The 13,891-nt window shown below is 39.2% G+C and carries 10 protein-coding genes; 5 read left to right on the forward strand and 5 right to left on the reverse strand.

Going from position 1 to position 13,891, the window contains the following annotated elements; genetic code table 11:
- The first annotated feature begins 203 nt into the window (after nt 1–203).
- Both QNI15_RS14990 and QNI15_RS14995 read left to right on the forward strand, forming a co-directional pair.
- A complete protein-coding gene (locus QNI15_RS14990) occupies nt 204–500 on the forward strand; it encodes a hypothetical protein (protein ID WP_313978331.1) in 297 nt (98 codons plus the stop codon).
- Between the two features lie 35 nt (nt 501–535).
- Nucleotides 536–823 carry a hypothetical protein gene (locus QNI15_RS14995; RefSeq protein ID WP_313978329.1) on the forward strand — a complete coding sequence of 96 codons (288 nt, stop codon included), beginning with the start codon at nt 536–538 and terminating at the stop codon, nt 821–823.
- A gap of 114 nt (nt 824–937) precedes the next feature.
- Here QNI15_RS14995 and QNI15_RS15000 read toward each other — a convergent pair whose 3' ends face one another.
- Complete coding sequence (locus QNI15_RS15000) at nt 938–2,509, reverse strand: T9SS type A sorting domain-containing protein (RefSeq protein ID WP_314032372.1); 1,572 nt, start codon at nt 2,507–2,509, stop codon at nt 938–940.
- A gap of 446 nt (nt 2,510–2,955) precedes the next feature.
- A complete protein-coding gene (locus tag QNI15_RS15005) occupies nt 2,956–4,056 on the reverse strand; it encodes an RCC1 domain-containing protein (protein WP_314032373.1) in 1,101 nt (366 codons plus the stop codon).
- A gap of 413 nt (nt 4,057–4,469) precedes the next feature.
- Between QNI15_RS15005 and QNI15_RS15010 the strand changes: the two genes are divergently transcribed.
- Nucleotides 4,470–6,755 (forward strand): DUF7133 domain-containing protein, encoded by a 2,286-nt coding sequence (locus QNI15_RS15010; protein ID WP_314002773.1) that lies wholly within the window; start codon nt 4,470–4,472, stop codon nt 6,753–6,755.
- Nucleotides 6,756–6,800: 45 nt separating this feature from the next.
- Entirely contained in the window at nt 6,801–7,568 is a 768-nt protein-coding gene (locus tag QNI15_RS15015) for an SGNH/GDSL hydrolase family protein (RefSeq protein ID WP_314002771.1), read from the forward strand.
- A 532-nt stretch (nt 7,569–8,100) separates the two neighbouring features.
- Here the strand turns inward: QNI15_RS15015 and QNI15_RS15020 are convergent.
- The 3 genes from QNI15_RS15020 to QNI15_RS15030 form a co-directional block, all read right to left on the reverse strand.
- Nucleotides 8,101–8,679 carry a hypothetical protein gene (locus QNI15_RS15020; RefSeq protein WP_314002770.1) on the reverse strand — a complete coding sequence of 193 codons (579 nt, stop codon included), beginning with the start codon at nt 8,677–8,679 and terminating at the stop codon, nt 8,101–8,103.
- A gap of 222 nt (nt 8,680–8,901) precedes the next feature.
- Nucleotides 8,902–9,180 (reverse strand): hypothetical protein, encoded by a 279-nt coding sequence (locus QNI15_RS15025; protein ID WP_314002768.1) that lies wholly within the window; start codon nt 9,178–9,180, stop codon nt 8,902–8,904.
- Between the two features lie 75 nt (nt 9,181–9,255).
- Nucleotides 9,256–13,005 carry a DUF7619 domain-containing protein gene (locus QNI15_RS15030; RefSeq protein ID WP_314002766.1) on the reverse strand — a complete coding sequence of 1,250 codons (3,750 nt, stop codon included), beginning with the start codon at nt 13,003–13,005 and terminating at the stop codon, nt 9,256–9,258.
- A gap of 425 nt (nt 13,006–13,430) precedes the next feature.
- Here QNI15_RS15030 and QNI15_RS15035 point away from each other — a divergent pair, with 425 nt between their 5' ends.
- Entirely contained in the window at nt 13,431–13,868 is a 438-nt protein-coding gene (locus tag QNI15_RS15035; RefSeq protein WP_314002764.1) for a leucine-rich repeat domain-containing protein, read from the forward strand.
- Nucleotides 13,869–13,891: the final 23 nt, after the last annotated feature.

Consider the following 13,891-nt stretch of genomic DNA (forward strand, 5'->3'; position numbering starts at 1 on the left):
GACAATCTGCTACTTGTCCCTATATTGGTTCAGATCCATACTCATCTTTGGGATAACAACAGACAGGGCAATTACACCACAAAGTCCTTTTCTGTTAGCAATAATTTTTAGTGTCAATGAATATGGAAACCTGCTGCTTTTGCATCTAAGTGTAAAAAAGCTGCTTCGACAACATTCTATACTAATTCCTAAAGCAAAATACTATGAAAGTTTTTGTACTGTGGCTAGCTGCCTTGCTGGTACTTTGTTCTACTGGATTTGCTCAATCTGCTTGGCGGGAAAAAGAGAATGCATTATGGGCAGATTATAATGCGAAAAAACTGACCATAGAAGAATGGAATCATAAGGTAGTAGCAGAGGCAGGCTCTCTTGGTGCTGGACTTACTGTATGGTTTAATGAACAAAAGTCAGGTGATACTGTATCTATTGTGTCAAGACATATAAAGCAGGCAAATAAGTTTGCTCTCTACATACCTGAAGACTGGAACATACATGTCTGATTAATTTTCTGGATTTTACAATATATATTCCCAGGATGGATGCCACTGTAAATAACTTTTCAGATTATATAAAAATCAACAATACATGGTATAAAATCCGGGACAATGAAAAATCCCGTTGTGGAAATAGTTATTATAAGTCAAAACTTGGCCCTAGAGGGTTGTATGTATTGAATGTGAACTCTATACATCAGGAAAAAGGAAGTGAGAAAGTAAAATACAAAATTACTTTTGATCTTAATGGTAAAAAGATTGAGTCAAATGAGATAGAAATTTCACTTTATCCCAATCAACTAAAACGACTGATGGGTGAACTACACTAAACTACTAATCTGGTCAGTAACCCTATACTTCTGCCACAAGTGCAGCATTTTTTCAATGAGACTTTACAGATAATACACACCAACCAGGAATGATTGAATCAGCCTGGCTATCCCTCACAGCTTAATCACCTTTCGGTACACCTGACCTTTGTGAGCATCCGTAATCCGAAGCACATACATGCCTTTGGCCAGCGAAGTCAGATTTACAGCCGTAGAGTAAAGCGTTTGTGAGTCTACCAGTCGTCCCAGACGGTCCAGTATGTCTACATATCTGGGCACAATGCCACAGTCAGAACGCAAAATTACCATATCCTGTGTGGGATTAGGATACACAATCAGCTGCTGGAGAGTGCATTCTTCACCAGAAGAAGAGGGGATGTTGTTGAAATACGATTGGATAAAGTTGGGAAAGCTGCGAAAGTTCACCACTGAGTCGGGTATACCAAAAGCAAATCGTTGTAAAGATACCCCACAGTCAAATCCAGCCCGATTAGGATGTGCAATGACCAGCATATCATTATTTCCGCCATTCTCATTGTTACTTCCTTCGCCAGCCCCATATATTTTTCCATCAGGGGCAATGTGCAAGGTATTGAAAACCACATTGACTGGCCAGGCCTTTTCGGATATATTGGTACAGGGATTAAACCGAATAATACTTTTACCAGAAGAGAGGACCTGAGAAAGGCTTGGTAACGATAGATCATACTGGCGGATTAGCTCTACCAGGTTGGTTTTATCTATCTTATTGAAAGACGTGATATATAACTTAGAATTGTCCGGTGAAAAGGTAACCCCCATCTGGTCTGAGATATTTCCATAGTTCTGATAATTGGAAATAGTACCTGTAGCTGCATCAAAATCAAATACATCAAAGGGGTGACCCAGAATATTGTATACGGCACAAGCCAGCTTTTTGCCATCCGGAGAGGCTTTTACTTCACCTAAAACTTCATGATAGCTGCCAATGCTGCTTGGACGAACCTGATACTCGGAGCCAATACGCTGTTGACTAGGAGGTTGTATACCAGACGTGTCTATTAAACAGGTATAAAACGAATCACCAACTGCCTCATGTAAAATGAGCCAGTAGTCCGTGCCATTTGTATGCGGAACAGCGGTGAGTTTAGCACTCAGGTTATCGGTTAGAAACAGGTTGTTTTGATCATCCACAATGTCTCCTTTGCCATCATCCAGTTGCATGTCAATAATTGAATAGCGCAATTGAAAAGAATAGGTGCCATTGCCAATAAGGCCTTCACTTAAATCACCAAATATACAGTTAGCAGAAGTGTCTGGTATGTTGTTAGTTACCGGATATAAGCTAAACAGGTAATAAAGCGATTCGCTTTCGGGGACAGGTACAATCAGTGCGGATTGAGGAACAGGCCCACTGCACTCCTCTGAAAAAAAATGGCTATTGGGCATACGCTGATGAAACCGGTTCCAGACATTGCGCCCATTGCTGTAAAATAGCAGTTCCCCTGTATTTTTGTCAGACATAGTGACGCATCCTCTGACTGTAAGCATATCACTATTTCGGTCTATTATGGGAGTCCCATTGTTAAAGTCAAACCCCTGTTTTCGGCCAAAGTACCAATGGGTAGCTTCTTTTTGTGCCAGACAGGGAACCAGCAGAGATAAAAACAGAAAAACAGGCAGGATTCTACGTAGAAAATGGTTCATGACAGGCAATTAAGAAAAAAGTTTCTTGTATAATATAAACGTATCAAGGCAAACCATCGTGTTAAGTCATGGAATATTTTTTCTATAGTAACATTGTTTTTGCTGGTAGGATTACCGTGTCTCATTGTTCTCTTTGGTTCCCGCAGGCGATGCCTGGGATATTCCGAAATCCTGTAGGGGCGACTGGCGGTCGCCCTAGTTCCCACAGACACGGCATGGGATACATCCGAAACGGTTTTCTGATAAACCCGAGCATTTGCGAATGGAACCAGGACGATTCGTAAATTCTCAATCACAGTCTGCAACAATCCAGACCAACCTCCATGTCTAATATGGCTATATCTTTTTAGAAAAAGCACTACAGCCAGCTATGAAAAAAATATCCTCCGCTGCAATAGTATAAACTGCAAGCGGAGGATAAATAGGTTTAGCTGTTTGCTGATAGCTTACAGAGGGATTTTGGTGAAGGTTTTGGTATAAAAAGACGATCCCAGATTCAAGCCTAGCTGACCATAGAAATTATCTCCAGTAGCCCAGAAGGTATTGTCATCTTTAATTACAAGGGTGTGGTATTGTCCAACAGCTACAGCTTTGACATGGGTCATGACTTGTTTAGGCGTTTTTGCATCAGAAGTCGTGCCATCGCCTAGCTGGCCACTTGCATTAAAGCCAGTAGCCCATAATGTATTATCGTTCTTCATAATCATGGTATGAAATTGTCCAGCAGATACCGATTTGACATGGGTCATAATTTGTTTAAATGTATGTAGATCAGTATTTGTTCCATCACCTAGTTGGCCATATAAATTAAAGCCAGCAGCCCACAATGTATTATCATTTTTAACAATAAGTGTATAATCTCTTTGAGAGACTACTAGTTTAACATTGGTCGTAATTTGTTTAAATGAGTATACCAAACCGGTAGTTCCATCGCCTAGTTGACCATATACATTACTTCCAGTAGCCCACAGTGTATTGTCGTTTTTGAGAATCAAGGTGTGGAATACCCCGGCAGTAACAGCTTTTACATCAGTCATAATCTGTTTGGGTGTTTTGATATCAGTAGTCGTACTATCACCTAGTTGACCATATACATTAGCTCCGGTACCCCATAGTGTGTTGTCATTTTTAAGGATTAGTGTGTGAAACGCTCCGACAGCTACCGATTTAATGTCAGTTGCTACTTGTTTGGGCGTTGTTGCATTGGTGGTAGTACCATCACCTAGTTGACCAACATAATTATAGCCCACACCCCACAAAGTGTTGTCATTTTTCAGAATCATGGTGTGGAGTGATCCAGTTGCAACAGCCTTAACATTGGTCATAATCTGTTTAGGCGTTTCTATATTGGTAGTTGTGCCATCCCCCAACTGTCCGTCATTATTGTTGCCAGCTGCCCATAATGTGTCATTTCTCATAAAAAAGGAGTTGTTGGAACTGGCTACAACAGAGGTTTTTATCTCTGGTTTTGGGTCTTTGGAGTCTTTGCAGGATGAAGCAAAAAGAAGTAGGGAAAGAGAGAGGATTGAGTAAATGGTTGACTTCATAGATGTTGTTTTGAGAAAAAACAGTATTGCTACAGCAAAGAAATCAATTGAAAATCATGTTTGCAAGTAAATGCTGAAGTGTCACTGCGGTTACCTGGTCAATATGAAAAGCTGTATGTCTGTAAGAGGAAGCTCACATAGATAGGAATTGTTCTTTTCTACATATGTGGGAGATTCTCATTATTCGTCAGCTAACAATCAGACTCCTATTCCTCTCGAGATTTGTCTTTCCATAAAATTATAATTCTATAAAAAGTGTAATATTATAGCAGTTTATTACTAGATTCGTTGCAAGTATTTTTCTGTTGACAAACTATTTTCGGACATAGAAATATGTTTCAGGAATGCCTTTTGATGCCAGGCACTGTAAATGTTTAATTGGTAAGAATTACTTCAGGAACCGATGATCTACTATGAACGCAAAACAATGGCCTGTTACTCTTCTTATTACACTTCCTTTTTTATTCATCACCTGTAACCGAAATGTGACTCCCTCCATGCAAGTGCAGGCGGAACAAGGATTTGATACCCCCTATACTGTAAAGTCAGATCCATCACCATTGCCACTGACACCCGAACAAACCTTGGCCTCGTTTCGACTACCCAAAGGATATCATATGGAACTGGTAGCCAGCGAACCCATGATAACCGAACCGGTAGCCATTGCCTGGGATGGCAACGAACGAATGTATGTGGCTCAGATGGAGACCTATATGCAAACAGTAGACACCACCGGAGAGCACGAGCCTCACAGCAGAATTATGCTCCTGGAAGATACAAACAACGATGGACGGATGGACAAAAGCTCTGTGTTTATAGACAAGCTGATGCTGCCCCGTATGATCTTGTGTGTAGGTTCGGAACTACTGGTCAACGAAACAGATACCTATGATATATATGCTTACAAAGACACCAATGGAGATGGTGTGGCAGACCAGAAAAGACGGGTCTATCATATCAATAAAAGAGCCCCAGGCAATCTGGAGCACCAGCGCAGCGGACTGGACTGGAATCTCGACAACTGGATTTATGTAACAGTAGATCCGGTACGTTTTCGGTATAAAAATGGAATGCTGGAAGCAGATACATTGGCAAGTGGCTCGAACGGACAATGGGGACTGACACACGATAACTTTGGACGGCTGTTTTTTAGTAGAGCAGGCGGGGAAAATGCTGGTTCCGGATTTCAGATCAACCCTGCATATGGTCAACTCGAGTTCAGGGATGCCTATATCGACTCTACCTTTGGGTCGGTATGGCCTATTATTAAAACACCTGATATACAGGGCGGACTAAAACGTATTCGTCCCGATACTACCCTGAATCATTTTACAGCAGGAAACGGACAGTCTATTTTTAGAGGAGACCGGTTGCCTAAAACATTGGTAGGTGACTACCTCATCAATGAACCCGTAGCCCGCATTATTCGGCGTGCTAAGGTCATCAACAAGGCTGGTAAAACAACGCTGGAAAATGCCTATGACAAACAGGAGTTTATCGCCTCTACAGATATGAACTTTCGTCCTGTGAATACCTACACCGGACCTGATGGTTGTTTATATATTGTAGACATGTACAGAGGGATTATTCAGGAAGGAACCTGGACAGCTAAGGGAAGCTACCTGCGTCCACAGATTCAGCGTCTGGGGCTGGATAAAAACATTCAGCGAGGACGTATCTACAGGCTGGTATATGATGGCCTTTCAAGAGGTCCCAAACCAAAAATGCTTAGTGAGCCCGGAAGCAAGCTGGTGGCCTATCTGGATCATCCCAATGGCTGGTGGAGAGACAATGCCCAGAAAGAACTGGTAGTGCGACAAGATAAGTCTGTGATACCGGTATTGAAACAGATCATAAAAGGAGAGACAACAGCCTTAGGCCATAAGCCTTCCGCCTTGGGACGCCTGCATGCCTTGTGGACGCTGGAAGGAGTAGATGCGCTGGATAAAGATATCATCCTCACAGCCATGAAGGATGACGATGAGCAGGTACGGCGGGCTGCTGTCTGGGTAAGCGAACCCTGGCTAGTAGCCAATGATGCAGATATGCTGACCCAACTAAAATCCATGAAAGACGATACCAGCTATGACGTACGGGTGCAGTTGTTGTTGTCGCTTCATAAAAGTCAGTCGCCAAAGGCTACCGAACTGGTAACTGCTATTCTGGAGGCAAATACAGGCAATGAAATGCTGAAAAGTACAAAGCTAGCCATCGAAAGAAATGACGATGTAAAAAAATATGGTATTAAACTGGGTAGCCTCAATGAAACAAATCGAAAGATGATTATGGAAGGCGCTATGATTTTTCAATCTCTTTGTTCAACTTGCCACGGCCCCGAAGGACAGGGACTTCCTAGTCAGGTGGCACCTCCATTGGCAGGCTTCTCTCAACGATTGATGACCAACAAGGATGCCATGATTAAAATCCTATTACATGGATTAACCGGACCTATTGAGGATAAAACCTATCCCGATATGATGCCACCCATGGGGGCGAATGAGGATGAATGGATAGCGTCTGTATTGAGTTATGTGCGATATGATTTAGGTCGCCCCAACAGAGGAGGAGTGTCACCAGAAGAACTGTCCCGTATTTTGGTAAAGCCTGAAGATGTAAAAAATATGAGACAACATACGGCAGGAAGAGACAAGGCCTGGACGTGGGCAGAACTGACGCCTGCATCCAAATCACCCAATTGATTGTAAAAAAGACTAAACACTATCTTAACAATTATACCTGTTGCTATGTCCCTTACCAATCTATTTAACCGCAGAAACTTTCTGAAAAAAGCCACTGCCGGAACTGCACTTTCCTTATCCATTCCACAAATTGTATCAGCTGCCTTTGCTGCTGAAAAAGTTGGCAAAATTACTTTACAAAAAGACGATGTTATTCTTTTTCAAGGTGATTCTATTACCGATGCTGGCAGAAAACGTGAAGTGTTAGAGGCAAACAACACTGGTGCTTTGGGCTCTGGATATGCCTTCATGGCCGCTTCAGATTTATTGTTACAACATGCAGACAAAACCCTGAAAATCTATAACAAAGGTATTAGCGGAAACAAAGTATATCAGCTTGCCGAACGTTGGGATGCCGATTGCCTGGATCTGAAACCCAATGTACTCAGTATATTGATTGGTGTAAATGACTTCTGGCATACCCTAACCCATAACTACACAGGCACAGTCCAAACCTACCAGGCCGATCTGAAAACACTGCTGGATCGCACCAAACAAAAGTATCCGACTATTAAACTCGTCATTGGAGAGCCTTTTGCCGTAACAGGCATTAAGGCGGTAGACGAGAAGTGGTATCCTGCTTTTAACGACTACCGCAAGGCATCCCGTGAGATAGCAGACAGCTACGGTGCTGTATATATTCCCTACCAGACGGTATTTGACAAAGCCCAAAAAGCAGCCCCCGGCGTCTACTGGACCTACGACGGCGTACACCCCAGCATTGCCGGTGCCCGCCTGATGGCCCAAGCCTGGCTGGAAGCTGTGAAAGGATGATGGATTAGATTACAAGAATGCGAAATAAATACTACCAGCACGAGAGAAATCTCGTGCTTTTTTGATAATACTAAGAGCAAGGCTAAATTGCTGACAAGTGTCTAGAAAAGTTTCTTTCTCGTTTGTCCTTCTACTTCTAATCAATTTTTATTTTGCGTTGAACTATACAAAAGAGAGAATATGATTGGAGTTCCAGTTAAAAACAAAAATAACCTGAACGCCAGTCAAAATAATTTTTAACCTAAACTCTGGTTACTCACAGATTTCAACCTGTATAGAGGTTGTTTGTTGTCTTTAATCACAGATTGGCACGGATTTTAAGATTTTTATGCACTCTATCTGCGTCATTCGCCTCCTGCTTACATTTATCAGACTCATACCCTGATTCTCAACTCCTCTCCCTGTCCTTCTGAAAGAATCTCTTGACAAATAGAGTGATCTGTGGATTCTGAGCGAAAAAATACACTCTATTCGAACAGGCCGCCGGTCTTGTCACGGGTTCCTTTCAGGAAGACAGGGAGAGTGTTTTTCTTTATTTTTTAGGGAGATTTGTTTCTGTACGAATAGCAGTTATGGCCAATCGGATTTTCTCTATCCCTTTCAGGATGTCCTCCTCGTAAGTGGTCTGAGCTGAAAAAACGTCTATACCGCCATTCTCTTCATAGTTCTTAGCTTCTTTAAGACTTTCGGTAATCGCCTGCGTATTTGTAACCACTTGTTCAAGGTCTGTGAGGATATCTATAGACTTTAGCGATTCTTGTTTATGTTTCCATACCTGAAGTTCTTCCAAAAGTTTCTCTTTATTTGACTTATTAGCCTCCAGAATCTGTTCCAGTATCTTTTTTTCGTTTTTTCCTTCGTATGTAATCAATTCTCTCAGAACGTTGTCCTTAATCTTCGGATACTGACTGAGTAACGTCTTTAGTTTGTCTTTTTGCGAAATAGTAGAACTGTCTTTGATCCACATTCCGGTGTATTCTGAAAGTTGTTGGGTAAAGGTAAGTACCTCTTCAAACGGAATTTTTGAGACAGGTTTCTGACTGCTTGCCGTCTGGTTACATGAACTAAAACAAGCAATAACGGCAAAAAGGAATACAAGACATGATTTCATAAACAATACTGGAAGGAATAGTTATTCACATAGATAGAAAGGATGTTATACATTAATCTGTTACCTGAGGTGGTATGCATCCCTAATTTATGCTTCTGAATAAAAACAGATTGTATTAGCTTACTAAACATATTCAGCTAGTATGTAGGAAAGAAAGTTAATGTTGGTGAATCAGGTGTTTTGTTACTGGAAACAGAAGAAATATGTATGAACGAGAATGCTTCATGAGTTTAGGATAGTCAGAGACGCCATCAGGAAGAAAGGCAATAGCTCCACTACACAGAAAGCGAATTCAATTAAAATAGAACGTTCTTTTATTTTTTTGAACAACGTATAAATCACCATAGAATACAACCCATAGAAAAACATACATACAAAGGTGCCTATCACCAATAGGGCAAAAAAGTCTGAACCTATAGGATCATAAAAGGTGGCCTTTGCCAACCAGCTAAAAATGACCAGATGGATAAACAGGATAAATAACATTCGAAAAAGAAGCATCTTTAAGTTGATTTTATAAATAAAAAAGTGGTTCAGACAAAACTACCTGAACCACTTTTTTATTCTGCTTTGGATTTATTTTACAATCAGCTTCCGGGTCGCATTGCCTTTGTCTGTTTTGAAGACAACCAGGTAAATCCCTGTTCCTGTATCTGAAAGGTCTACTTCTTTTCTGGCAGTAACCTTCGATACTGTTTGTGAACTGATTTGTTGCCCCAGGTGATTATATATTTCAATGGCCTGAATCTGAACACCAGTTTTAGAGAAGTCAATTGTAAACCTACCCTCTGTTGGGTTCGGAGAGATTACAATCGGACGGCTCCACTGAGGTTGTTCACTAGCGGTAGGCTTCATTACAAAATCAGTCTCACTGGTGGCAGTTCCACCTGGTGTAGTTACACTTACCTTACCTGCCGTTACGCCTTGTGGTACAGTCACGATCAGTTGCATTTCATTAGCGGAAACAACTGTGGCTGTTATACCATTGATCTTTACAGTATTATCTGTGATAACAGCCTGGTAGTTGGTACCTGTAACGGTTAGTTGTTCACCCACCTGTGCTTGTTCAGGAGTAAAGTTGCTGATAGTAGGGATCAAAAAGAGCAATCCTTTTTCGTTTAATTTGTTCTCTTCAGCAATGATGGGAGGAATATCGTACAACACATTGGTCGTAGTGTTAGTGCGTACCGGATCATTGTAATCAAAGAATATATCGGCAAAATTTTCGATACGGGCTTTTTCTGACAAGCCAGTTTTTGGCTTGATCAAGAACTGAATAAACCCATTGCTACCTGCCTGATCACGGGTACTATCCGGCAGATTGATGTCATTGAACGTCCAAGTTAATACAGGATGGCCTTTTCCACTAACTTTCAGTGTGTAAGCATGTGAAACACTTCCCATTCGGAGAGTTGATATATCCAGATTTTCAGACAGTGTATCAACTATCACAACATTGTAAGCATAATCAGTACCTGTGTTCTGGAAGCGGACTACATATTTCAATTCGGATGTTGTTGGTGTATAATGTTCAGATGTAATACCGGACGGACTAACTTGTTTATCATTAGGATCATAAGAGTCTACAATAATCTGACAATCTGTATTAACCTCGGCTTCAGAGTCATCTTGAGGCAATGCATTAACAAATCCTGTACTAATAATATCACTTACAGATGCTATACATCCTTCAATCGTAAGGTTAGTTTGATATTTCTGTGGATGACCTGGCCTCTGATCTGCTTCCAGACGGATTGTTTTGCCATTAGCAGGAATTTTCAATACCAAACTATCACCTTGGGCTAGTCTATAATTTCGGTAAAAAGAGAGCTGAGTATTAAGCAGAATACGAAACTGAGCACTATCAGTCATTGACTGCCCCATATTTTTAATAACTAATTGTACTCGACCATTTTCTATACATTTTCCTCTAAGAGATATATCAGAGTTATCCCAATTTGAATTTTCAGATAATGTATAACTATTGGCAGGAATAATCCAGGTTTTGGTACAAGCTGTTAACCCACGCGCTTTAGCTACACATGCTACTGAATCTATGATGGTAATTACTCCAGTTTGATTGGCTGATAATGTACCTATAGTAAAAACATAATTAGAGTCAGTATCAATTGTATAAGGAGCATTGGCAGACTTAAGAGAAATATATAATGGCATCTTTACAAACACTTTTACATTATGCGCATCTGCATATCCTGTATTGGAATAGCGAATAAGAGTTGTATTAGTGGAGCACCTACGTCTACGGTTAGAACTTACAGTTATATCAAGATAAGGAATTTTGATAGCGGTGTTGGCAAAGTTAATATCAAATATTTGTTCTCTTTCCTTGATAAGTGTAACAGTTGTAGAAGCATTATTTGTCTGACAAACAGGTTGTAATAAAATGTTATTTGTTTTAAGTGCTTGATTAACAGTGTAACTGCCAATAGGGACTTTTATCCAATAGTTTCCTCCACTGTCTGTTTTTCCATAATAATTACCTGGTTCAGTTTTCAGTATGATATCTGAAATAGGCTTGTCTGATCCGTCAAATTTACAATTCTGGTTTTCATCTGCATATACTATTCCATGAATAAACGCATCATGATCTTTTGTATAGACCATTACACCAAGCAGAGAATTACTCAAATAGACATCACCAGTTTTATCGATATGAATATATTCAGGTTTTATAGACGGTATAAATTTCATCAAAAATTTCCCATCAGCATTCAGTTTAATAATATGTTGATAATCTTTTTCTGCAACCCAAATGTTATCTTCACTATCTACTGTAATATCTTTATTAGATGCAAATGTAGTGTTTGCAGATCCATAGGAGCTTATTTTTAATAAAAAATTGCCATCCCTATCAAATTTCAGGATGTCAGTGCTTCCTCTTTCAAGTACCAAAACGTTATCCTTACGATCTGTAGTAATATCCGTAGGTCGATAGAATTTTTGATTATTGTTCCCATAAGATATTCTCCTTAGTAAGAAATTGCCATTTTTGTCAAATTTTTGGATAGCATTTTCATCTGCTACCCAGATATTATTATGTTGATCCAAGCTAATAGAATGTGGATATGAAAGTTGACCATTGTTTTGACCTATTGATCCAAAAGAGAATAAAAAATTACCATTCTTGTCAAACTTTTTTATGAGAGAGTTCGGTGAATCGATAACCCATATATTATCCTCTCTATCTATTGTAATACCTTCAGGATTTTGAAATTGATCATTGTCAGATCCATAAGACCCTACTTTCAATAAAAGACTACCATCCTTATCAAATTTCAGGAGTGTAGAGTTTCCTGTATCAACTATCCATGTATTGCCTTGACTGTCAGAAGTTAATCGTTTTGGAAAATTAAGTGGAGTGTTCTCTTCTTTTGAATAAGGAAATCCAGAAAGGAAATTTCCATTAGAGTCAAATCTTTGGATACGGCTCTTAGCAGACGAAAATTGTGCATCTTGAATCCAGATCACTCCTTGGTTATCTATCGTGAGCATATTTGGATTTGCTAACTTTCCATATGAATAGCCAAATGTTCCGAAGACTTGTATGAAGTTTCCTTTTTTGTCAATTTTTTGAATACGATTATTTCTATAATCGGAGATCAGAATATTGCCTTGTTTATCACAAACAATATCACGTGGATAATTAAATTGGCCCTTACCAGAGCCTTCCATTCCAAAAGCACCTAAGAAAGCACCTGTAGAGTTGAATTTTTGAATACGGTAGTTACCACCATCAGCTACCCATATATTGTCTTCATTATCAGCAACCAATGCTAATGGAGTTTTAAACTCTCCTTTACTAATACCATAACTTCCAAATCTTAACAATAGAAGGCCGTTTTTATCAAATTTGCGAACACAATAATCATTCTGATCTATTACCCAGATATTTTCCTGACTATCTATACTAATACCTTGAGATGAAGCAGACCCACCTACCTCATCTACAAAAAATCTTAATAATAAATTACCTTTTGGATCGTATTTTGCAATTCTCCCCCCATATCCTTCGGAGACCCACAGATTTCCATTTTTGTCCGCTGTAATATAATTTTCATGTCTGGCAGAAGGCATAGCATAATTACCAATAAATGATATAAAGTTGCCCATTGAATCTAATTTTACGACAGCACGATCATCATTAACCACATAAACATTTCCTTTAGTATCAATAGTAATATCTCTAGCCTTATAGATTAAAACTTGTCCAATATTTGTTTTAAACGTATATTCTTGGGCCCATAAGTACGGAGATAAGAAAAAAAACAAAATTAATAATAAAATAATCTGTAGAGTTTTTTGCATAGAGTGATATAGAAAGTATAGATGCAAAAATATAGGATCATTTCTAATTGTACTTTCTTAGGATAACCGCTTTTCTTACATGTTAGTGTTCTTTAATTAGAAAAATTACTTAATTAATATTGGTAGTCAGATAAACTATCTTTTGGAAGAATGTTCTTTCAACCTATGATTGTATCTGGGTTCTATTCAATAAGTTATATAACCATTACTCTTTAAGAGAAGCAGTTCCAAAAGAAGATAAAAAGGGCTCGAAATAAATAGAGTATTTAATAGAAAAACAACTCGTACTGATTTACCTTTTTATCTATAAAAATGGCTACAATAAATAGAAACATTACAACAATATGACTCATTATACAGTCCAGTAAACTGAAAAAGAAAAGGCACTGTGGTTATTGCTTTCCGGCCAAATGGAGACTGTTTAGGTGGGACTAGCAATTGCTGAGTCACTAAAGATTGATCTGGAAGAGTTTAAACGGGATATTGAAGTTATCTTCAATTGGTTATCTACAGAGCAAGATTTATCTTTTGAGCAAAAGATATTTCATGTGAATTCTCAGAGAAATATAACTATATCAGATTGTAGCATGACTGTAGTACCTCCTCAGATACACTATCTGAAGAATCTTCAAATCTTTCAGTTACAATTTACCCAAGTGTTTACTATTCCCAGTGAAATAGGGATATTAACACAACTACAGCGTTTGTCTCTGGATAATAACCAATTAGTTTCCATTCCTGTTGAAATAGGGTATCTGTTCCATTTGAGTAAGGTCGATTGCCGTAATAACCGATTGCGTTTTATTCCTATAGAACTTGGATATTGTCGCAATATTAATACCCTGAATGTAGCAAGTAATTAGTTACATTCGCTTCCTACTTCAGT

Source organism: Xanthocytophaga flava, from assembly GCF_030068545.1.
In the GTDB taxonomy this organism is placed as follows: Bacteria; Bacteroidota; Bacteroidia; order Cytophagales; family 172606-1; genus Xanthocytophaga; species Xanthocytophaga flava.

What these genes read in the sequence shown, in the direction of transcription:
- QNI15_RS14995 (WP_313978329.1), top strand. Translation starts at nt 536, where the DNA reads ATGGATGCCACTGTAAATAACTTTTCAGATTATATAAAAATCAACAAT.
- QNI15_RS15005 (WP_314032373.1), bottom strand. Translation starts at nt 4,056, where the DNA reads ATGAAGTCAACCATTTACTCAATCCTCTCTCTTTCCCTACTTCTTTTT.
- QNI15_RS15000 (WP_314032372.1), bottom strand. Translation starts at nt 2,509, where the DNA reads ATGAACCATTTTCTACGTAGAATCCTGCCTGTTTTTCTGTTTTTATCT.
- QNI15_RS15015 (WP_314002771.1), top strand. Translation starts at nt 6,801, where the DNA reads ATGTCCCTTACCAATCTATTTAACCGCAGAAACTTTCTGAAAAAAGCC.
- QNI15_RS15010 (WP_314002773.1), top strand. Translation starts at nt 4,470, where the DNA reads ATGAACGCAAAACAATGGCCTGTTACTCTTCTTATTACACTTCCTTTT.
- QNI15_RS15025 (WP_314002768.1), bottom strand. Translation starts at nt 9,180, where the DNA reads ATGCTTCTTTTTCGAATGTTATTTATCCTGTTTATCCATCTGGTCATT.
- QNI15_RS15030 (WP_314002766.1), bottom strand. Translation starts at nt 13,005, where the DNA reads ATGCAAAAAACTCTACAGATTATTTTATTATTAATTTTGTTTTTTTTC.
- QNI15_RS14990 (WP_313978331.1), top strand. Translation starts at nt 204, where the DNA reads ATGAAAGTTTTTGTACTGTGGCTAGCTGCCTTGCTGGTACTTTGTTCT.
- QNI15_RS15020 (WP_314002770.1), bottom strand. Translation starts at nt 8,679, where the DNA reads ATGAAATCATGTCTTGTATTCCTTTTTGCCGTTATTGCTTGTTTTAGT.